17 protein-coding genes and 1 riboswitch are annotated in these 21,483 nt (G+C 57.2%); of the genes, 8 read left to right on the top strand and 9 right to left on the bottom strand.

Annotated features, from left to right (window positions below; all coding sequences use genetic code 11):
* Position 1 precedes the first annotated feature (1 nt).
* The gene (locus DNI29_RS03115; RefSeq protein ID WP_110976597.1) at positions 2–1,129 is read left to right on the top strand and encodes a TonB family protein; all 1,128 of its coding nucleotides are present in this window, start codon (positions 2–4) and stop codon (positions 1,127–1,129) included.
* A gap of 157 nt (positions 1,130–1,286) precedes the next feature.
* Here DNI29_RS03115 and DNI29_RS03110 read toward each other — a convergent pair whose 3' ends face one another.
* Positions 1,287–2,057: an alpha/beta fold hydrolase gene (locus DNI29_RS03110; RefSeq protein ID WP_110976596.1), complete on the bottom strand. Its 771-nt coding sequence runs from the start codon at positions 2,055–2,057 to the stop codon at positions 1,287–1,289.
* Positions 2,058–2,141: 84 nt separating this feature from the next.
* On the bottom strand, positions 2,142–2,909 hold the full coding sequence (locus DNI29_RS03105) for an alpha/beta fold hydrolase (protein WP_162303489.1): 768 nt from the start codon (positions 2,907–2,909) through the stop codon (positions 2,142–2,144).
* Between the two features lie 63 nt (positions 2,910–2,972).
* Here DNI29_RS03105 and DNI29_RS24410 point away from each other — a divergent pair, with 63 nt between their 5' ends.
* A complete protein-coding gene (locus DNI29_RS24410; protein WP_162303488.1) occupies positions 2,973–3,119 on the top strand; it encodes a hypothetical protein in 147 nt (48 codons plus the stop codon).
* A 154-nt stretch (positions 3,120–3,273) separates the two neighbouring features.
* On the opposite strand, the gene DNI29_RS03100 is transcribed toward DNI29_RS24410, so the two are convergent.
* Together DNI29_RS03100 and dxs are read right to left on the bottom strand one after the other, a co-directional pair.
* Positions 3,274–3,822, bottom strand: a complete 549-nt coding sequence (locus DNI29_RS03100) for a YceI family protein (RefSeq protein WP_110976594.1) — start codon at positions 3,820–3,822, stop codon at positions 3,274–3,276.
* Between the two features lie 299 nt (positions 3,823–4,121).
* Positions 4,122–6,065: a 1-deoxy-D-xylulose-5-phosphate synthase gene (gene dxs / locus DNI29_RS03095; RefSeq protein WP_110976593.1), complete on the bottom strand. Its 1,944-nt coding sequence runs from the start codon at positions 6,063–6,065 to the stop codon at positions 4,122–4,124.
* Positions 6,066–6,357: 292 nt separating this feature from the next.
* Here dxs and DNI29_RS03090 point away from each other — a divergent pair, with 292 nt between their 5' ends.
* Complete coding sequence (locus DNI29_RS03090) at positions 6,358–7,443, top strand: lysylphosphatidylglycerol synthase transmembrane domain-containing protein (RefSeq protein ID WP_110976592.1); 1,086 nt, start codon at positions 6,358–6,360, stop codon at positions 7,441–7,443.
* A gap of 71 nt (positions 7,444–7,514) precedes the next feature.
* On the opposite strand, the gene DNI29_RS03085 is transcribed toward DNI29_RS03090, so the two are convergent.
* From DNI29_RS03085 to DNI29_RS03075, 4 genes are all read right to left on the bottom strand, one after another.
* Positions 7,515–10,088, bottom strand: coding sequence for an erythromycin esterase family protein (locus DNI29_RS03085; protein WP_110976591.1), 2,574 nt, complete (start codon positions 10,086–10,088; stop codon positions 7,515–7,517).
* Positions 10,089–10,178: 90 nt separating this feature from the next.
* Positions 10,179–10,688, bottom strand: a complete 510-nt coding sequence (locus DNI29_RS03080) for a T9SS type A sorting domain-containing protein (RefSeq protein WP_162303487.1) — start codon at positions 10,686–10,688, stop codon at positions 10,179–10,181.
* Between the two features lie 52 nt (positions 10,689–10,740).
* Positions 10,741–12,453, bottom strand: a complete 1,713-nt coding sequence (locus DNI29_RS24405; protein WP_162303486.1) for an IPT/TIG domain-containing protein — start codon at positions 12,451–12,453, stop codon at positions 10,741–10,743.
* A gap of 900 nt (positions 12,454–13,353) precedes the next feature.
* On the bottom strand, positions 13,354–13,770 hold the full coding sequence (locus DNI29_RS03075; RefSeq protein WP_110976589.1) for a lipocalin family protein: 417 nt from the start codon (positions 13,768–13,770) through the stop codon (positions 13,354–13,356).
* A 213-nt stretch (positions 13,771–13,983) separates the two neighbouring features.
* Here DNI29_RS03075 and DNI29_RS03070 point away from each other — a divergent pair, with 213 nt between their 5' ends.
* The 4 genes from DNI29_RS03070 to DNI29_RS03055 all read left to right on the top strand — a co-directional run bounded on the left by DNI29_RS03070 (position 13,984) and on the right by DNI29_RS03055 (position 19,133).
* The gene (locus tag DNI29_RS03070) at positions 13,984–14,286 is read left to right on the top strand and encodes a LysM peptidoglycan-binding domain-containing protein (RefSeq protein ID WP_110976588.1); all 303 of its coding nucleotides are present in this window, start codon (positions 13,984–13,986) and stop codon (positions 14,284–14,286) included.
* Between the two features lie 363 nt (positions 14,287–14,649).
* Positions 14,650–14,763, top strand: a riboswitch (SAM riboswitch).
* 383 nt (positions 14,764–15,146) lie between these two features.
* A complete protein-coding gene (locus tag DNI29_RS03065; RefSeq protein WP_110976587.1) occupies positions 15,147–16,535 on the top strand; it encodes an O-acetylhomoserine aminocarboxypropyltransferase/cysteine synthase family protein in 1,389 nt (462 codons plus the stop codon).
* Between the two features lie 311 nt (positions 16,536–16,846).
* Complete coding sequence (locus DNI29_RS03060; RefSeq protein ID WP_110976586.1) at positions 16,847–17,887, top strand: homoserine O-acetyltransferase family protein; 1,041 nt, start codon at positions 16,847–16,849, stop codon at positions 17,885–17,887.
* The gene (locus DNI29_RS03055) at positions 17,877–19,133 is read left to right on the top strand and encodes a homoserine dehydrogenase (RefSeq protein WP_110976585.1); all 1,257 of its coding nucleotides are present in this window, start codon (positions 17,877–17,879) and stop codon (positions 19,131–19,133) included. The genes DNI29_RS03060 and DNI29_RS03055 overlap by 11 nt, the downstream gene beginning before the upstream one ends.
* Before the next feature lie 82 nt (positions 19,134–19,215).
* Here DNI29_RS03055 and DNI29_RS03050 read toward each other — a convergent pair whose 3' ends face one another.
* Positions 19,216–20,430, bottom strand: coding sequence for an alpha/beta hydrolase (locus DNI29_RS03050; protein ID WP_110976584.1), 1,215 nt, complete (start codon positions 20,428–20,430; stop codon positions 19,216–19,218).
* A 131-nt stretch (positions 20,431–20,561) separates the two neighbouring features.
* On the opposite strand from DNI29_RS03050, the gene DNI29_RS03045 reads away from it, so the two are divergent.
* Positions 20,562–21,467 (top strand): S66 peptidase family protein, encoded by a 906-nt coding sequence (locus DNI29_RS03045; RefSeq protein ID WP_110976583.1) that lies wholly within the window; start codon positions 20,562–20,564, stop codon positions 21,465–21,467.
* Positions 21,468–21,483 lie beyond the last annotated feature (16 nt).

Here is a 21,483-nt window from a genome sequence, read left to right as displayed (position 1 = left end):
TATGTTTTTTGGATTTCGGCAGCTGATTGTCAGCGGCCTTATACTAACGGCATGTGGTACTGCTCAGGCCCAAGCGCCTGAGCAGGCTCCCACCAATGGCGCAGTATACACCTATGTAGAAAAGATGCCTGTATTCCCTGGTGGACAAACCGCGCTATATCAGGCTATTGGCCAGTCTATTATTTACCCTACGGAAGCGTTACAGCAACGTCTACAGGGACGAGTATTCGTAAAGTTTGTAGTAGCGGCCTCAGGTAAGGTGCAAGGGGCAGAAGTAGTAAAAAGCTTACATCCGCTTCTCGATGCAGAGGCAGTCAGGGCCATTACCAGCCTTCCAGCTTGGGAGCCAGGTAGGCAAGTAGGCCGTCCCGTGGCAGTGTCTTATACTGTGCCTATCACCTTCCGGCTTCCCTTAAATGTAGAGGAGATTCTAGCTGAGCGGCTTGGTAAAGCACCAATCCAGCCTGAAAAGAGACATGCCCAATTTCCTGGCGGCCCGGAGGCCTTATATTCTTACTTGCGTAAGGCTCCCTACCCCGAAACGGCCCGTTCCGGCAAAATTGAAGGAAAGGTATTTGTGACGGTTGACCTTGATGCGGCCGGCCGAGTAACGAAGGCTACGGCTATTCTTCCTTCAGGCAAAGGCAAAAAGTTGAATGCTGCGTCAGCAACTCTATACGCAGCCGCTCAGGAATATCTAAGCCAAATGCCTACTTGGGAGCCAGCTTTTGCCAATGGTCAGCCAACAGCCAGCACGATTACTTTGCCTATCAACTACCAAGAAGACTCTGCTGATCTTTTAGTACAGCTTCTGGCACAGCCCATTTATCCGTACTTGGATGAGATGCCCGTTCCGCTGAAGCAAGACCTGATCAGCAGTTCATCTCACCATATCAAATACCCCGTTTCGGCCTTGCGTAACCAAATTCAAGGGGAAGTACTCGTGTACTTCGTCGTGAATGAACAAGGAAAAGTTACACAACCAACTGTCATCCGCTCTGTAGACCCTGCTCTCGATGAGGAGGCTTTGCGCGTAGTAGCCGGAATTGCTGATTTCACCCCAGGCCGCCAAAACGGCAAACCAGCTAGCATGTTTTTTATCATTCCAGTAACGTTTGCCATTAGATAGCCATCCTCAACTTTAGCAACTTCCTCTGTCTGAAAACAACGAATAAGTGGGTATAGAGGCTTCGTTGAAGGAAGGCTAGTTATCATAAACTCTTTGAAGCAACAACGCTGAGGCTAGAATGGCCTCAGCGTTGTTGCTTCAAAGAGTTTATGATAACTCAGCGTGCTACCTGTCTACCAAATACTAACTCCGCAAAGCCTTCAATAGCCTTGCGCGTATCGGTGGGGCGCTCCAGAAACCCTACGTGCCCTACGCTAGCCAACCAAAGCACCGTAGAATGATCGGGCAGCAGGCTTTCCTCGTGCGTTTTTTCCAGGGGCACAGCTTTGTCGTCCTTGCCAGCGATGAAGAGAACAGGATAAGTAGCCTTTTCCAGCACCGGACGCCGGTCGGGGCGGCGGGCCATAGCATCCATACTACCTAAGGCCGTTTCCAGGGGTACAGCAGCGCCAATGCGTTGCAGCATTTCCACATGGTGTTCCATAGACTCGCGGTGAGCAGCGGAAAATTGTGGCTTCAGAAAATCTTCAGTGAAAGCTGCTACCCCATTTTGCTCCAGAAACTCCCGGTTACGCTGCCGCCTCCCCTGGTCCTCTTCTGAATCGGGGAGGGAGGAAGAATGAAACAGGCACAAGCCTGCTACCTGAGCCGGAAACTTCTCGGCAAATGCCAGGGCCACGTAGCCCCCCATGCTATGGCCAACCAACAGCACCTGATGCACATTTTCAGACTTCAACTGGGCCTGCACGTAGTCGGCAGCAGCTTCAAAAGAATAGTCGATGTCAGTTGGCGGCTCCGGGCCGTAGCCGGGCAGGTTGAGCCGAAGGGTATGGTAGTGAGGCGGAAAGTCGCGCAGAAATTCGTCCCATATTTCAGCACTTTCCAAAAAGCCGTGCAGAAATACCAAGGTAGGCAAGGAAGTGCTCATAGGGTACAGGAAAAAACAGGGCCGCCCTGTAGTAGGGCAGCCCTGCTTTCTTTACGGCCTGAGCTGATTCGCGTTAAAGCTGAGCTACTTCGCTGCGGCACGAAATACTACCCCCGCAAAATTCTGCAACGCCCGGCGCGTCAGCTCAGGGGCCTCCAGGTAACCCAAGTGCCCAACGTTGCTGAGGAGCAGGGCGTGGCTTTGGGTTGGCAGAGCCATCTGGGGTAGGAGGCTTTCAGTGGACACAGCTACGTCGTCTTTGCCGGCAATGAACAGCACGGGGAACGTTGCTTCCTGAAGAACCTTGGTGCGGTCGGGGCGGTTTTTCATGGCCTCCAACCCGCCAAGTACGGTTGCTTCTGGCGTGGCGCGGCCAATGGCTTCCAGTTGCTCGCGCTGGTCCCGCATGGTGTCGCGGTTAGCGGGCGCAAACAGGGGCCGGATAAATGAATCCATGAACTTCCCTACCCCATGGCGGCGCACGAAGTCCTGGTTTTTGTCGCGGTTGGCCTTCTTCTCGTCCGTATCAGGAAGGGCGGTGGAGTGGAACAGCACCAATCCGGCTACCAGGTTGGGGTAGCGCTCCGCGAAAGCCAGGGCCACGTAGCCCCCCATACTGTGCCCCACCACCAAAACCTGGTCGGCAACCTCCTCGCGCAACTGTTCTGCCACATATTCTGCCTGAGCTTCCATGCTGTAGTCCTGCATGTTGTGCACGTTGGCACCGTGGCCAGGTAGGTCCAGCACCAGCAAGCGGTAGCCTTCGGGAAACTCACGGATGAATTCAGTCCAGATTTCCCGGCTTTCGGCGAAGCCGTGCAGGAAGAGAATGGTAGGAGATGAAGAAGGCATAAGAGCAGCGACAGTAGGTATCCTAGTTGAATGGGCCCAATTACGCACTTTTGCTTGGTTCATTTGGCTTACTTCCTCCCCTGCCTGCCCTCTATTCAGCTACAGCATCAGCACTACATCATTGCCGCTCCGACAGGGCTGTTCGGGGCTGTGCTAGGCCGGTTTGTGTTTGCCAGCAACAGCCTCAACGATGGCGAGACGAGTTGCTAATGCTCTGCTTTCTGATGTTGATTATCTCGCCACTTCTCTTAACCTCCTGACTGGGCGCATTCTTTGGGTTATGCTCACTAAAAACGAAGAGCCAGCTAACCACAGGGGCAGCCGGCTCTTCGTTTGAGCGCAATAGGCGTGTGGCAGATGCTGCTTATGCAGCTACTTCTTCTTTCTGCTTGATGAGCTGCACGCTGGCCGAGAGCTTCACATCGTCGCCCAGGACGATGGAACCAGCTTCGGTTACAGCGTGGAAGGTCAGGCCGAACTCTTTGCGGTTGATTTTGCCGCTGATTTCAAAGCCAGCCTTTTCGTTGCCGTAGAAGTCGGTAGCCACGCCGCCAAACTCCACATCAAGGGTTACAGGCTTGGTCACGTCCTTAATGGTCATGTTGCCTGCCAGCTTGTACTCGTCGTCGCCAGTTTTGGTCAGCGAAGTCGAAGTAAAGGTGATTTGGGGGTAGGTAGCGGCGTCGAAGAAGTCGTTGTTACGCAGGTGCTCATCGCGCTGCTCCTGGTTCGTGTCGATGCTGTTTACATCCAGGGCAAACGTTACCTGGGCGTTTTCGAAGCTGTCGTTTTCGGTTACGGCCTGGCCTTCAAACTTCTTGAACGAGCCCGTAACGGTAGAAATAACGAGGTGCTTGATTTTGAACTGTACTTCGGAGTGGGTGGGGTCAATTGCCCAAGTGGTAGTAGCCATAGTAGTAGGCGTTGCGGTTAGTAACACTGAAAGACTCTGGAGCATCTGCCCCGCTGAATCCGGAACAAATGTAGAGACATTTTTTAATTGATGTACCTACACGAATAAATATTTTTTCGTTCCCATATTCTACTAGATCCTGCGAGGGCAAACAACTGTGGCTAGCTCGGTTTACAGCATGACAGCGTCAGGGGAATTGTAGTGGGTAGAGTACGGAAGGCCATAGTGTTGGTCAGTATCAATGTAAGAAGCCCCACCAGACGAATCCAGCGGGGCTTTTCTATACCATCAGCTCCAGCTTATAGCAGCACCGTTTCTACCGAAGCCTGGGCAGCTACTTTGCCGGCCATTTCGCGCAGGGCGGTGGCAATACCGTCGGCGTCGAAGCCGCATTCTTTGTAGAGTTCGTCCTGGGTGCCGTGCTCCACGATGCGGTCCGGGATGCCGAGGCGGCGCACGGGTAGGGCGTAGCCGTGGTCGGCGAGGAACTCCAGCACGGCGGCCCCAAAGCCACCCTGCAGGCAACCATCTTCTACAGTTACAATGGCCTTGTACTGGCGGGCAATGCGGTGCAGCATTTCCTCGTCCAGGGGCTTGCAGAAGCGCATGTCGTAGTGACCGGGGTTGAGTCCTTCGGCGAGCAGTTTATCGGTAGCCTTCACGGCGTAGTTGCCGATGTGCCCGATGCTAAGTACTGCCACGCCTTCACCTTCGCGCACCACCCGGCCCGTGCCAATGGTGAGCTTCTTCAGAGGCTTGCGCCACTCCGGCATTACGCCTTCGCCGCGGGGGTAGCGGATGCTGAACGGACCGGCGTTTTCCGGTAGGGTAGCCGTGTACATTAGGTTGCGCAGCTCATCCTCGTTCATAGGGGCCGAAACCACCATGTTCGGGATGCAACGCATATAGGCCAGGTCGTAGCAGCCGTGGTGGGTAGCGCCGTCGGCGCCGGCGAAACCGGCGCGGTCGAGGCAGAACACGACGTGTAGGTTCTGCAGGGCCACGTCGTGCACTACCTGGTCGTAGGCGCGCTGCATGAACGAGGAGTAAATGTTGCAGAACGGCACCAGCCCTTGCGTGGCCAGGCCCGCCGAGAAGGTTACGGCGTGCTGCTCGGCAATGCCCACGTCGAAGGCGCGGGTGGGCATTTGCTTCATCATGATGTTGAGCGAGCAGCCCGAAGGCATGGCCGGCGTCACACCCATGATCTTGTCGTTCTGCTCGGCCAGCTCCACGATGGTTTCGCCAAATACATCCTGGTACTTGGGCGGCTGGGGCTTCTCGTAAGTTTTCTTGTGGATTTCGCCCGTCACCTTATCAAACAGGCCCGGGGCGTGCCACAGGGTCTGGTCCTTTTCGGCCAGAGCGTAGCCTTTGCCCTTTACCGTCACGCAGTGCAGGATTTTCGGGCCGGGAATGCTCTTTAGGTCGTTGAGGATGGTAGCGAGGTGCTGTACATCGTGGCCGTCCACGGGGCCGAAGTAGCGGAAGTTCAGGGCTTCGAACAGGTTGCTCTGCTTGAGCAGGGTAGCCTTCATGGCTGACTCTACCTTGCGGGCAATCTGCTGGGGGTTGGGGCCGAACTTGCTGAGCTTGCCCAGCACATTCCACAGCTCGTCGCGCACCTTGTTGTAGGTGCGGGAGGTAGTAATGTCGGTGAGGTATTCCTTGAGCGCGCCCACGTTGGGGTCAATGCTCATGCAGTTGTCGTTGAGGATAACCAGCAGGTTGGATTTCTCCACCCCGGCGTGGTTGAGGGCCTCGAAGGCCATACCGGCCGTCATGGCTCCGTCGCCAATCACGGCAATGTGCTGGCGGTCAAACTCCTTCTTGTAGTCGGAAGCCACGGCCATGCCCAGGGCGGCCCCGATGCTGGTGGAACTGTGGCCTACCCCAAAGGCGTCGTACTCACTTTCGCTGCGCTTCGGAAACCCCGACATGCCTTTGTAGCGGCGGTTGGTCGGGAACCGGTCGCGGCGGCCGGTGAGGATTTTGTGGCCGTAGGCCTGGTGCCCCACATCCCATACCAGCTGGTCGTAGGGCGTGTTGAAGACATAGTGGAGGGCCACCGTCAATTCTACTACCCCCAGCGAAGCTCCAAAGTGCCCGCCATAAATTGATACAGAATCGATGATAAACTGCCGCAGCTCCTGGCTAACCTGAACCAACTGGTCCGGGCTGAGCTTCTTCAGGTCGTCGGGGGAATTAATCTCCGCCAGCAGGGCACCAGGTTCAACAATCATGTGCGGGGGTAGAAAAAGAGGATAAGTAGCAAGGCAACAGGTAGCTGAGGCAAAAGGTTAAGCTTGCATTAGACTACCTGCACGTACAGTCAACAAAGTTACGGCTTTTCCGGTCGAGCGGTTGAACTGTCGAGTTACGAAATTCAGTGCTGAATGTTGAGGGGCAGGGCGACGGGTAAATGGTGATACACAATTCATCTGTTACTACCCCTTCTCACCTATTAACTACACTTTAACATCCTCCCCTACCCGAATCCGTACCTTTACTGTTCTTACCACCCCCTTCCGCCGCATGCCTCAACTCACCGAAACCCAGACCGAAGACCAACAACTGCTGGATAAGCTCCGTCCTTCGCGGATTATTCTGCCGGTACTGATTGGGTTAGGGGTGGTGGGGTTTATGTTCTGGCGCAGCTACAAGCCCGGCGACCTGGCTCCGCTGGCCGATGCCAAGCCCGAGTGGCTGCTCGTTATGCTGGCCGTGCTGGTGGCCCGCGACGCCGGCTACGTGTACCGCATCCGCTACCTTACTCAAAAAGTACTGAGCTGGCGGGCGGCCCTGGATGTAATTATGCTCTGGGAATTCTCCTCGTGCGTACTACCCTCGGCGGTGGGCGGAACGGCTGTGGCGCCGGTGCTGCTACACAAGGAAGGAATTCCGCTGGGCAAATCGGTGGCTTATATTATGGCCACAGCCATGCTCGACAACCTGTATTATGTGCTGACCGTGCCGCTAGTAGTGCTCGTTGGGGGCGACGCCCTCTACCCCCACGAAGCCCTACAAGGTGGGTTGGTGGCTACTCTTAGGGTAGGGTTCATCCTGAGCTACGTGTTCGTGACGGTGTATGCTTTGCTGATGATGTACGCCATTTTCATCAACCCACAAGCTGTGAAGCGGCTGTTGGTGCGCTTGTTCTCAGTACGTGGCATCCGGCGCTTCCGCAGCAAGGCCTATAAAATGGGCAACGAAATGGTGTTGGCCTCGGCGGAGTTGCGTGGCAACGGCCTGGCCTACTGGCTGCGCGCCTCCTTAAGCACAGCCTTCGTCTGGACGGCGCGCTACTTGGTTATCGGGTGCCTGATTGCGGCGTTTATCAACGTGACGTGGCCAGAGTTCTGGCTGATTTTCGGGCGCAACCTCACCTACAAGGTTATTCTGCTGATTGCCATTACGCCGGGCGGCGCGGGCATTGCCGAGGGTGCCTTCCCTACCTTCTTCGGTAAGTTCATCGGCACACCCACCATGACCAACTTCATGGTGCTGCTCTACCGCGTGGTAACCTACTACCTCTACTTAGTGCTGGGCGCGGTGTTCCTACCCCGCTGGGTAGCCCGCATCTTCGGCAAGCGCAAGGTAGAGCAGGTCATGCAGTCCTAAAGCACAGCCCAACCGTATGTCAGCTAAAGCGCCTTCCTGATAACTCCGGAAGGCGCTTTTCTTTTTACCGATCAGGGCCTAATGGCTTTCAATTCCTGGCTGGGCTGAGCAGGCATAGGGCGCTGGTAGGTTTGCCAGAACTCGGGGCGGCCTGGGGTAGCGGATACCTCCCAGGCACCGGTGCCAGTGCCGCGCAGCTCCGGATGCGCCCTGATGTTTTCTACCTCAGTAGCCGGCACCACTATGGGCGGTGTATAGTATACGTCGCAGGTTTTCTGATTATAGAACGGACTGCGGCCTAACACATGGCCCACCTCCACGGCTTGGGCTATACTAGCGGCAGCGTAGTAGCGGCCGTTGCTGGCTTGCTGGTACGTTACGACATGAGTGGTGCGGTGGTCCTGATATACAGCCGGGAAGTAGTGGCGCAGGTTGCTCCTGGTACCATAGTATTTGTGCGCTATGGCGTTTACTTCTGCCGTGTCGTGCTGCCAGAGGCTTTCATAGCGCACTACCGCATAATCCTGCTGCCGCACGTAAATTCTGCCAGAGTAGCCCTGAACGAAACCCATTCCGGTAGCTCGTTGGCTGGCCCGCTTGGCCGCGAAGCTAAGGACGTAATAGGCCTCTCCGCCGCGCTGCTCAATGCTATCCAGCTGCAACCGGAATTTGGTAAGGGTAGCGTCTTTGAAAAGGGGAGAAATCCGCACCGGGTCGAAGCCGCCCGAGAAACCATAGCCCGGCTCACTATAAACGCGGCCGTCACTATTCCCGGCCAGTATCTGCTTTTCCAGCACCCGCAGTACTGGACGCTTTTCCAGCATCAGGAAGCCGCCCGCCCAGTGATGATAACCGGCGGGGGTCCACTGCTGACCGGTATATTCTACCTCGTGGCGCAACGTATCGAACCCCATAATGCGGCGGTGCGTGTACGTTTGCTGGGTATAATCCTGCCGCTCATAATTGGTTTCAATGGCCTTAATTACCTTCTTCATGATGCGCTTTGGGTCCTGCGACTGAGCACTCACGCGCACGTTGGCCAAGGCAAAGGCGGCGGGCATGAGCCGCACACTCAGGGCGGTAGTTCGCTGGGCTGGCAACGTAGCAGGCTCATATCCAATGCTGCTCACCTGCACCACCTCTCCCAGGCGCGCCTGCAGCCGGAAACGCCCCTGCGCATCGGTGATAGTGCCCGCGCTCCGAGCCGGAATGGCTACGGTAGCAAAAGGTATCGGCTGCCCGGTTTTACGGTCGAGCACCGTGCCGCTGAGTGAGAGAGTAGCGCCACTTTGGGCCGCCAGGCGCGTGGCGGCGTTCGGCCGCCCCAGCACGGCTGGCGGGGCCAATGCTGTTGCCGGCTCTGCTATTGCAGCAACCGCCTCTTTTGCGGCAGATTGAGGTGGCGCTATGGTTTTCAGGTACAGCAGGCCATCTATTGCTTCGCTCCAGGGTCCGGAAATTGGCAGAAATTCAAAAGCGTACGTAGTGAGCCGGCGGCCCCGGGCATCGTGTTTCAAACTCACAAAGCTGTAGGGCTGGCCCAGCGCTAGTAAATCGGCTTCCAGGGAACCCGCAATAGGCGAGGGCACCAACTGATGCTTGCCCCAGTAGCCAAACCCATGCGTGCCGCCCCCGGCTAGTGTACTAAGCACATACACTGCATCCTCTCCCAGGGCTTCCTTTACCGTTTGTCCCATGGGCCGAAACCCGTTAAGCTCGGGGCTTTCCAGTCCGGCTGTCTTATCAGACAGGTGCCCGATGGCGCCCCAGCAAATCACCTTCTCCCGCGGATGTTTCCGCAGATACCACAGCAGATTATCGGCCATTTGGGCGTCACGCGCGTTGCTGTCGGCAGCCTTGAAACTAGCCGAATCCTTAGCGCCTGGGTCGTTGGTGGCATAATCCTGGGCTAGGGCCTGTATACTGCGCAGCTGCTGCAGCCAGAACTCGGCCCGCTCCCGGCGCGGGTTAGCGGCGCTGCCGACTACTTTCTCCAATATCTTACGCGCCTTCCCCAACTGCATATTGAACAACACCCGCTGATGTGAAGGCGGGAATATGTTATGCTCTCCCATGGTGCTTATGCACTCATCCAGGTAATCATAGGCAATATCACTACTGCCTTTTTCCGGCTTCAGAAAGGTTTCCAGCTCCTCCAGCATATCATCGTCGCCCCAGCCGACCTGGGAGTCGAAGCCCGCCACGTGCATCTTCCCTTTACCCAGCAGGGGTAGCAGGGGCTGAAACTCCTTTGTCTCCGTCCAGACCGGATAGACCGAGGCAGAAATAGCCGCCTGCACCGGAGCTCCGGCCTGAATTTCCCGCTCCGCGTGGTTTAGGGCATAAAAGCCGCTTTCAAAGGCCACGGTGTTAAAGCCCATCTGCTCCTTCAGAAACCGTATCAGCCGGATTTTGGCCTCGGTGGCAGTACCCACGCCGTGGGTAGGCTCCCCCAGCATTACCACCCGTGCGCCACCAATTTCCCGCCGCAGAAACTCCAGATCCTGGAAGCTGGTGTCAGCAGCAGAAATGGTTCGGATAGAATGAACGGGCCATTTTGGAGCCGGCACTTGCGCAAACAGGCCAAGAGGCACTACAACAACCAACAGCAACAGGCTGACTACCACAAAACACAGACGGAACATAGCAAGAGAATAGAGTAACCGTTACCGACGGTAATCTACATAGATCATCCGTGTAGCGCGACATTTTCCCTGTGAGCCCCTCCCTACCCCTCACTGCTTGTAAAAGGTGACACCCTCTACATTTCCGGCACCTTCCAGCTGGAGGTAGTACACGCCCGGTTTCAACTGCCGCACATCCAAACGGGTGGTGCTTGGTGCTGTCTGGCCGCGGAGTACTACCTGGCCCAGTGGGCTCAGCACGCGGTACTGTAGCCCCGCGGCTGCCTGAATGGTAAGCTCCTCCTGTACTGGATTGGGATAGAACGTAGCAATTGCCCGTTCCTGAATTACTGCTACCCCCGACCACTGGCTGGAACCGTTGGTATCTATCTGCCGCAGGCGGTAGTATACTGTGCCTTTGGGTGGCGCAGCATCCAGCCAGGTGTAGGCACGCGAGGTAGTGCTAGTGCCTTGCCCCAGCTGTGTAGCTACGGTAGCAAACTCCCGACCATCGAGGCTACGCTGAATTTCGAAGCGCGCGTTGTTCAGTTCAGTAGCGGTTGCCCAACTCAGGCGTACACCTTCGGGCTTACCTTCGGCCCGGAAGTGCAGCAGCGTCACGGGCAACGGGTTGGGGGTAGCTGCCGCGTCGGTGCTGGCTAGAGCGAATTGGCTAAAGGAAGTAAACGTGCCCGAAGTAAGGGTGCCCGCTACAAAGCTGCCGGTACTTGTGGAGCCGGAGCTGGCGCTCCGCCCGATATTCACCCAGCCGTTGCCGTCGTTTTTGGCAACTACCAGGGTGCTGGCACCGGGGTCCGCTGCTGAGGGTAATGGTACCGCTGAACCCATCGGAGCTGGTGAGGGCTGGTGTGGGCGTCACCGTGAAATACCGGGTAGCGTTCAGGCGGCGCAGGTCACCGGTCAGGGCCTTGGTGGCAAATCCGCCCTCGGTCTGGGTGGCCGTGAACGTGGTGGCCCGGCTGAGGCTACTGATGTTGAGCGTCAGGGGGCGGTAGGCGGGGCCCTGCGCATCTGTGCGGCCCAGGGGAAATGTAAGGGTAGCAGCTCCACTAGCTGCGCGAGCTACAGGGCCATTCACGAAGCTGTTATCGGAGCCGCCGCTAGGCTGGTTAAGCAGGGTCAGGATGTTAATTGCATCTGTGTTGAGCCGCCCTGCTGTCAGTTGCAACACATTGTTCACCGTAACGGGAGTAGCCAGCGTGACACCCTCGGGGCTGGTGTTATTGATTTGCAGGGGCACATCGGCAGCCAAGTACCCACCTGTTGGGGTAGTAGGAACCGTGCTACCCCAGGCTACTCCACTAATACGCTGGGGCCGGGTGCCATTTAACACCATTCGTACAGTAGTGCTACCGGGAGTTTGAGGTACGAAGCGAAAAGAACCCTGCACAACAATGTCGCCCGCCACCCGAACTTCGCTGGTCGTGGAGGCATTAAATATAGCTGCTGGCCCAATAATCAGGTTACCTCGAACTGTTAATGGATTGGACCCGCTGCCAGTGTAATTCGTAAAAGGCTGCCCTAATCGATTCCGAAAGATGAGATTTGGGTAAGTCCGTCCGGCAATAGAAGGAGTACTGCTAGTTTGGTTTTTAGCCCTAAACTCCCAGTTACCCGCCTCCGTGCCGGCTACGGCAGCTATGTTTTCCAGCAAGCCTACGTGGGGTCGGTCAGTGTAATGGCGGTAAGTACCACCATTGTATAGATAGAAGGTAGATGCCGTCCCTAAAGCGTCAATGCTACCGGCATCACTGCCGTTCGTCAACACACCTTTGTTATAGATGGCTAAAGCAGTTTCCACAGCTCCAGTCCGGTTCAACCGCAGTGGAGTAGTAGCCGTATTCAGCGCCGAAATTTCTACCAGAATAGAGTCGCCGGCGGCCGGGTTGATGGTCAGAGACCGAACTTCAGCTGTAGGGGTTACAGCCGGTGCTACGGCTCCGCCCGCATCCAGCACTACGGTGTAGCGACCCGCAACGGTGGCGTGGTCCAGCAACACGTCGTCGGTGGTAGTCGGAACCGCATCGGTGTCCCAGTTGCGGGCATCAAACCAGCTGCTAGTACCCGCGCCACCGTCCCAACGTACTACGGGCGTTACCACAAAATTGACGCTGCCCGAGGTGCCACCGCCCGGCGAGGGGTTTGCCACCGTTACGGGGTAGGAACCAGCCTGTATTACATCGGTAGCCGAAATGGTGGCTGTTAGTTGAGTAGCGCTTACAAATGTGGTAGGCCGGTCAGCACCATTGAAACGCACTACGCTGCCGCTAATAAACCCGCTGCCCGTTATGGTTAGCACAAAGCCGTTGCTGCCAGCCGCAATGCTAGTTGGGCTTACGCCCGTGAGGACGGGGGTAGGGTTCAAGGACGAAGTAGCTTGAACTTGAAAATTATCCAGCCGAAATGTGCCGCTAGTGGTGGTTGCTCCGCTTAATGACAACCTGAAAATTATGCTGCCTTTATTGTTCAGTGCCGTTACACCCGATAAATCAAGTAGCCGCTCACCAAAGCTGCTTTCAGGCACAGAGACGGAATTAGCTAGAGCAGTAAAGGTACTACCCCCATCAGTGCTATAAGACACCGTAATAGTAGTGGCACCACTGGCAGAGCGCTGTGTTTGCAGATATAGCTTATAAGCTGAGTAATTACTCAGATTGCTGCCACCCAGGGTAAATTGGTAGTATTTAACGTTGGCACCGCTGGAGTTGGCTATGGAAAGAGCTGGCCCTATTGCAGCTGCCACAAATGCCCCGGGGCCAGTTGCAGTGCCAGTGCTGGTTGCAAATGCGTCAGACGACGATGCTCTAGCAGTAATTCCCGTGGCAAGCACCGGCGTCAGGGTTTCGTAACTGGTACCCGCGTTAAAGTCGAAGGCAGCGATGGTGCCAACTGTCTGTGCCCAGCCCCACAGGGGAAGCATCAGAAGCATAAGCATGCTACAAAGCGACGCCCTTTGGCGCGCTGGTATAGTTGGTATCATATGCACGAAAAATGAGTAAGCTTAATACAGCCTGATCTTCCTCAGGCCCAAACAAAAATAAATATATCACCAACATATCCTACTATATTATCATAATCCTCAAGTAAGCTGTGTAAGAAGCTTACACCTCATTTGAGCATTCTGCCGTCCAATCAGGCTTGTAGAACATTTTAACCTGTGTTAAACCTGCATAGCCCACATGCTTGCAACACTCCTATAATCGCCTGAAATAAAAAAGCCCTTTCGCAGCTAAGCGAAAGGGCTTCTTTCTAGTGTTCGGATGGATTACTCTTTTTCCAGGCGCAGCTCAGCACCTTGGGGGCTACGCAGCGTGAGCTTGTCATCGGTGAGGGTCACTACATCGAAGGTATTGCTCTGGGAAGCGCCGTCGGGCGTCATCGTGATTTTCTTGCCAGCTTGGTCGAACTCGTACTTACCGTTTACAGCACCGGCGGGCGAGGTCATGTTGTACTGCTTGTTGGCGAAGAAGGTGATGCGCTCATCTTCCTGGGCATCGGTCTGCTTTACCTTATCACCAGCAGAATCCAGTTCCTTATCGGTTTTCCAGACTTTGCTTTCGGTGCCGTAAAGCATGTTTACGCCTTCTACTTTGCCTTCTTTGCTGCCGCAGGAGGCCGCAAAAAGGGTCACAAACAGGAGCAGGCTGGCCAGATAGCGCAAGGGGGAAGCGTGAGTTTTCATGGGGTAGGGAGAATGAGTAAAAGAGAGAAAAGTGGCCGACCGAACGGCTGACCTTGGGCTTCTTACGCGCCCTTAACGCAAGATGTTCAGCCTACCCCCAGTTGAGCTTCAACCCTATAACTTATTGCTGGCCTTGGCGTAATAACCGAAACCAATGCCCGGTATCTACCCCTTAGCGGGCGCTTTCCTCCACACTTACTTGACTTTACTGCCATGGGACTGTTTGATTTCCTCTCTAACGACGGCGAAAAAAAGCCTGTTCAACCTGCTGCTAAACCGGCTGCCGGCGGCGCTACTGATTTTTTTGGCAACGCTAACCAGCCCGCGGGCGCTCCGGCTGCTGCTCAGGGCGAAACCTATACGGTAGTGAGCGGCGACTCGCTTTCCAAAATTGCCAAGCATCATTACGGCGATGCTGCCAAATGGCACCAGATTTATGATGCCAACAAAAACATCATCGGCTCTAACCCCGACCACATCGAAGTAGGCCAGGTGCTGACGCTGCCCAAGTTATAAGCCTTAACCTCAGCTTCGAAATATCCTAAAAAAGCCACTCTACCTAGAGTGGCTTTTTTGCTTTTTAGCAGTCAGTTTTTGCAAACACCGAGTACTCAGATTGAGTACCGAGGGCAATTATTTTCATCAATGGGCAAGGGCCTACCCCTTAGCTCAGACTTAAACCCTGCTGATCTTTCACAGAATTTATCCATTGAAAACCAATCTATTAAATACAACAATCTACTGCCCTCAAACTCCACAGTAACCATAGCAAGCGGAAATAATATTTTTCAGCCACCTATTGCATATATCAAAAACAGCACTATACCTTTGCAATACCAACTCGGTACTCTCCCGCTCGCGGCGGGATAGTTTTCATAAGATTTATACAGAAGCGGCGAGAGAACAGGCTCCGTGACCCGCTGGCAACCTTCGACCGCGCGAAAGGTGCCAATTCCTGCCCGACCAAGCTTTTGCTGGCGGGGCATATAACTCAGGAGTACCATGGAAAACACTCTCGCTTTCGCCCTCTTCACCCCCACTGCCCCGGTCGCTTTGCCGCGTATCGCCTCGCCGTGGGGTTTCTGCGTTTCGGTAGCTGCTCCAGCTACTGCCGCAAACCGGCGAATTCGAATGCGCTGCTGTAGCGCCTGTTGTTGCTGTTGCTAGCCCTGAGCGGCTAGCCAACATCCCTACCCCTTCTTCCGGCTTGAACCCTCGGTGACCCACAACGGCACCCGGATTCTGCGCATCCCAACTGGCTTTCGGAGCAACTCCATGCTGGTTCGGGTGCGGCCCCCGCTACGCCTTGTCGTGGCTCTTCTTCAGCGTTTTCGCTCCCTCTTCCATACCCAAACGGCCTTTAACCCTGCCCTGCCATGTCCACGCAGAACCTCCACTTCGAGACCCTCCAACTCCACGCCGGCCAGCAACCCGACCCCGTAACCGGTTCCCGCGCCGTGCCGCTGTACCAGACCACCAGCTATGTGTTCAAGAACGCCGAACATGGAGCTAATCTGTTTGCGCTGAAGGAGTTTGGCAACATCTACACCCGCCTCATGAACCCGACCACCGACGTGTTCGAGCAGCGGGTAGCGGCGCTGGAAGGTGGCGTAGCGGCCTTGGCCGTTTCCTCTGGGCAGGCCGCGCAATTCATTGCCCTGAACAACATTCTGCAGGCTGGCGACAATTTTGTGAGCACCACCCACCTGTATGGCGGCACTTACAACCAGTTCAAGGTGGCGTTCAAGCGCCTGGGCATTGAGGTGCGCTTTGCCGACGGCGACCAGCCCGAGAAGTTTGAGGCCCTGATTGATGAGAACACCAAGGCCCTTTACCTGGAAACCATCGGCAACCCCAGCTTCAGCATTCCGGACTTTGAGCGCATTGCCGCCATTGCCAACAAGCACGACCTTCCCCTGATTGTAGACAATACCTTTGGGGCCGGGGGCTACCTTTTCCGCCCCTTGGAGCACGGCGCACACATTGTGGTAGAATCGGCCACGAAGTGGATTGGCGGCCACGGCACCAGCATTGGGGGCGTGATTGTGGACGGCGGCACCTATGACTTTGGTAACGGCAAGTTCCCGCAGTTCACGGAGCCCTCGGAAGGTTACCACGGGCTGGTGTTTAATGACGTGTTCGGGAAAGGCGGACCGTTCGGCAACATTGCCTTCATCATTCGGGCGCGGGTAGAGGGCCTGCGCGACTTTGGTCCCTCTCAGAGCCCATTCAACGCCTGGCAGCTGATTCAGGGGCTGGAAACGCTGAGCCTGCGCGTAGACCGCACCGTGGAAAACGCCCTGCGCGTGGCTACCTGGCTGGAACAGCATCCGCAGGTAGAGGCCGTGAACTACCCCGGCCTCAAGAGCAGCCCTTACCACACCCTGGCTCAGAAATACCTGAAGCGCGGCTATGGCGGGGTGCTCACCTTCGCCATCAAAGGCAGCAAGGAAACGGCCACCCAGTTTATTGATAACCTGAAGCTGATAAGCCACTTGGCAAACGTAGGCGATGCTAAGACGCTGATCATTCAGCCCTCGGCCACTACCCACCAGCAACTCTCCGACGAGGAGCAGCGCGCGGCCGGCGTAACGCCTACCCTGCTGCGCCTCTCGGTAGGCATTGAGCACTTCGAGGACATCCGGGCCGATCTGGCGCAAGCATTTGATGCTGTACGCAACGCGGCCTCGGTTTCCTCTGAGGATAACGGCAGCACCCTGCTGCCCGAACCAGAACCCGAACACGCCGCTACGCTGGAAGTCTAGCACTTGAGAGGGGTTGATTGATGCCTGGCGGCAGGTGAGAGAGCCGCCAGGTAGCAGCTTCCAGCACCGCGGTAAGCGGGTAGGCGCTGAAGTTTTTTGTGAGAAAGGAATCTTCAGCAGACAGCCGCCCGCGCTTAGCCGGGGCGGAGCCGGGCAGAATCGGCTCCGCCCGCGGGCTAGGTTTTAGCGCATTACTACCACCATGCGTCAGGATGACGCGGCAAGGATTTTCTCCTGTGAAGACGATTGATACTCCCGCGGCTCCTGTGAGAAGCTCCCTGGCGCCGCTTCGGCTGACAGACGCTCCTATTATGGCTGAGCCCGAAGAACCACACCTGTTCCGCCTACCCCGTCCTCTGCGACTGGAAAGCGGGGCCACGCTGCCCCGGGTAGAAGTTACCTATCATACTTACGGCCGCCTCAATGCCGCCCGCGACAATGTGGTGTGGGTGTGCCATGCCCTTACGGCTAATGCCGATGTGCTAAGTTGGTGGCCCGGCTTGTTTGGCGCCGGCTGCCATTTTGATCCGGCCGACTGGTTCATTGTGTGCGCTAATGTGCTAGGCTCCTGCTACGGCACTACGGGCCCGCTTACCCCCGACCCGCTGACCGAACAGGTAGCGTACGACGAGTTTCCGCTACTCACCATCCGCGACATGGTAGCGGCTCACGAAGCTCTGCGCGAGCACCTGGCCCTGACCTCTATTCATACCTTGATTGGGGGCTCTCTGGGGGGGCAGCAGGCCGTGGAATGGGCAGTGCAACGGCCCGAGTTGTTCGAGAACTTAGTGCTATTGGCTACCAACGCCCGGCACTCGGCCTGGGGTATTGCCTTCAACGAGGCCCAGCGCCTGGCCATCTTCGCCGACCCCTCCTACCCCACCGCCACGCCCGAAGGCGGTGCGGCGGGCCTGCGGGCAGCCCGGGCCCTGGCCCTGCTCAGCTACCGCAGCTACCAAGCCTACGGCCAAACCCAGACGGACACCGACGACACGAAACTGACGGACTACCTCGCCAGCTCTTACCAGCGCTACCAAGGCGATAAGCTAGTGAACCGCTTCAATGCCTACAGCTACGTCACGCTGTCAAGAGCCATGGATAGCCACCATGTGGGCCGGGGCCGGGGAAGCGTGAAAGCCGCTCTGGACCGCATCCGGGCCCGCACGCTGGTTATTGGTATTACCTCCGATGTGTTGTTCCCGACCTCCGAGCAGCAACTGCTAGCCCGCCACATCCGGGGAGCCATGTACGCTGAAATGGACTCGCACTATGGCCACGACGGCTTCCTGATTGAAACTGCCCAGATCACTCATTTCCTCGACCGATTCTACGTTCAGAGCTATGCCCACTAACGCTGCCCCCGCTTCTGCTTCCTTTGTTGCCCGGCCCTGGCGGGTAGGCCTGATTGGGTTTGGCTGCGTAGGCCAGGGCCTCTACGATATTCTGGATCAGCAGCCCGACGCTGGTTTCTACATAGCCCGCATTGTGGTAAAAACGCCGGACAAAATTCGGCCACTACCGGCTGAGCGGTTTGAGTTCGATGCGGAAGCCCTATTGAACGACGACACGCTGGACGTGCTGGTAGAAGTAATCGACGATGCTGACGCAGCGTTCCGGCTGGTAGCTGAGGCCTTGCGCCGCGGCCGCCGGGTAGTAACGGCCAACAAAGCCATGCTGGCCCGCCACCTCCCCGAGCTGGTGCAACTGCAGCGCGAAGGCCAGGGCACCTTATTATATGAGGCCGCCGTGTGCGGCAGCATTCCTATTATCCGGACGCTGGATGCCTATTTCAGCGCAGAGCCTTTAAGCCGCCTGACGGGCATCCTCAATGGCTCCTCCAACTACGTGCTTACGCGCATGGGCGAGGAAGGCTCGGAGTACTCATCAGCCCTGGCCGAAGCTCAGGAACGGGGTTTTGCTGAAACTGACCCCAGCCTGGACATGGGCGCTTTCGACCCGCGCTCCAAGGCCGTGTTGCTGGCCGCGCACGCCTACGGCGCGTTTCTGCAGCCGGAGCAAGTGCTTAACCTGGGTATTGAGGGAATTAATGCCGTTGATATTGCCTTTGCCGCCAGCCAGGGCCAGAAAATAAAGGTAGTGGCCGGCCTGCAACGCCTGCCCGATGGCCGCGTGACGGTGTTGGTAACGCCCCAGCTTGTCGGCCCTGAGTCGCCGCTCTACGCCGTAGACCACGAGTTTAACGGGGTAGTAATTGAAGCCGATTTTGCCGGTGAGCAGTTTCTGCGCGGCCGCGGTGCCGGCGGGCACCCCACTGGCTCGGCCGTGCTGGCTGACCTGGCGGCCCTCCGGCAAGGCTTCACGTATCAGTATTCCAAAGCGGCGAACCCGCCTACCTATGCCTCCGATCTGGAAGTGGAAATCTACCTCCGCACCGACGAAGACCGCATTATCGACCTGCTCGATTTCAGCGAGATTTCCGAAGAAGCCGATGAGGATGAATACGTAGTGGGCTACGTAGCCCTGGAGAACCTCATCCGTCACCGCGACACCCTGCGCAAATACGGCGCCTTCATTGTCCGGACCGGCCGCCTGCGCCCTATCAGCGTAGCGTCTCTCGCCGAGGAAATTTCGGCGTAGTAGCGCTGATCAAGAACCGAAAACCCCACCTGGCTGCGTCAGGTGGGGTTTTCTGGTTTAGGAAGTAAGCCCCGGCTTTTCCCTAGCGCTCTTGCTCTGATTTGCTACCCCTTGGAGGAGCAGAAACCGCCGGAGCGGCAGGAACTGCATCAGCAGCCGGTAGTGAGGGAGCTGGTGCAGTTGCACGTTGGGTTGAATCGGGTACGGCTTTTAGCAGATCCGGCCGCCAGGTTATTTCGGCGGGAGCAGGTAAGCCTTGCAAACCGATTCGGCGAGGCAGCAGCAAGGCGGTTACTTGTGCGGTGCGGCGGGGGTTAAGGGCAGCGGCCAGCAGAGGGCCAGGGGCTCCTACCCCTAGTAAAGGGCGCAGAAAGTCACGCATGGCAAAGAAGGCAGAATCAAGGTAAGTCGGCTCGAACGAGTACGGTACATGACCGGCCCCGCGCAGTCGGCGCAACACATTGGGCACGCCCACGGCATTGGCCCGAGCGCGGAGGGCGCCGCTGCCATACACCAGTTGCGGGGGTAGGGCCGAGCCTACTGTGCCCCGCCCATACGGCACTAACCCGTCGCGGGTGCCATGCACGCTACAAAGGGGCACGTCGCCGGCTTCCAGCCAGGAGGCTCGGGCCAAAGCGCCACACAGGTTAATAACCCCGCGGGGCCGACTGCTATACCCAGGATGGCCGCCGCTGCCTTCCAGGCCACCCAGGGCTTTCAGATCAAGGTAGGCGGGCACTTCAGCCGCTTTGTTGAGGTAGCCGGTTTGCAGGGCCATAAAGCCCCCGGCGGAGGAGCCGCCCACGAACACGTAGCCCGGATGCACTCGAAATTTCTTAGCCGTGGCCGCATCGTGCCGGAAAAACCGCACCGCCGCCCGCATGTCCTGCGTGGCGCGAATGGCCGCGCGCCCAATGCCCACGGTATCAAACGGAAAGAAGTACAGGCGATAATCAATGGTAGCCGCCACGTAGCCCAGCCGCGCCAGCCGGTTGCAGAGGGCCGTCATGACAGCATCGTCGCGGGTGCCGGTCAGGAAGCCGCCTTCATGGGCCAGCACCACCAGCGGCCGGCGGCGCACGGTATCGCCGGCCGGCTCATACACATCCATGTACAACGTTTGCGAGAGGCCGAGCAAGGTAGTAGCCTGCCCAAATTCTACGTTGCGCCGCACATTCACCTGCCGGAATACCGGCCGATGGTAGCGGCCCCGGGTGGTATCGGGGGCTACCTGGGCCCGCAGGCTGGCCGGCCACAGGCTCAGGCAAAGAAGGAGCAACAGAAGGTAAAATTTCATACGCAAGAGGGCACGAGCTACGCCCGCCACCACAAAGATACCACCAGCCCTACCCCCGCCCTTGCGTTGAGGTAGCGTTTTTGGCGCTGGGTTTATTTAGGTTTGTGGCGTCTGAATTCCCTACCTGCCTTATGCCTACCACTGCCCCCGCTCCCCTCCGCCCCGGCGACCAGGTTGCTATTGTCTGTCCTGCCCGCAAAGCCTCGCACGAGGAACTGGCGGCGGCTGTTGCCACGCTGGAAAGCTGGGGGCTGCGGGTCGTATTAGGAGCCAGCACCAACGTAGCGCATCACCAGTTTGGCGGCGATGATGATGTACGCCGCCAAGACTTTCAGCAGCAGCTCGACAACCCCGGCATCCGGGCTATTCTGTGCGCCCGCGGCGGCTACGGCACCCCACGCATCATCGATGGCCTCGACTTTTCACGCTTCGCGCAGGACCCCAAATGGATTGTTGGCTTCTCCGACATTACCACTCTGCATTGCCATTTGCTGAAGCTCGGGCACCAAAGTATTCATGGCGTAATGCCGCTGCTGTTTCATCAGGAAGAAGGAGCTGAATCCGTGGAAAGCCTGCGGAAGACATTGTTTGGGGAAGCGCTTCGCTACACGTTGCCAGCCCATCCGCTCAACCAGCTTGGCACCGCTACCGGCGAGCTGATTGGCGGCAACCTGAGCCTGCTACAAACCCTCACCGGCACCGCCTCCGACTGCCCCACCAACGGCCGCATCCTATTCCTGGAGGATATCGACGAATACCTCTACGCCATCGACCGGATGATGCTGCACCTGGACCGCACCGGCAAGCTGCGCAACTTAACGGGCCTGCTGGTAGGGCATTTCACCAACCCCCAGGACAACGCCGTGCCCTACGGCCAGACACCCAACGAAATCATTCAGCACTACGCCGGCAAGTACGGCTTCCCGATTGCGCACGGCTTCCCTGTCGGCCACGAGCCCCAGAACATGGCCCTAATCGTGGGTCGGCAGGCTCGCTTGTCGGTTGATGAGGCCGGCGCCCGCCTGGAATATCTGTAATCCCTACCCCTGTCTG

Origin of the sequence: Hymenobacter sediminis, assembly GCF_003231285.1 — a bacterium.
In the GTDB taxonomy this organism is placed as follows: Bacteria; Bacteroidota; Bacteroidia; order Cytophagales; family Hymenobacteraceae; genus Hymenobacter; species Hymenobacter sediminis.
The sequence above is the reverse complement of the archived record's forward strand: the minus strand, read 5'-3'. Positions and strand labels throughout refer to the sequence as shown.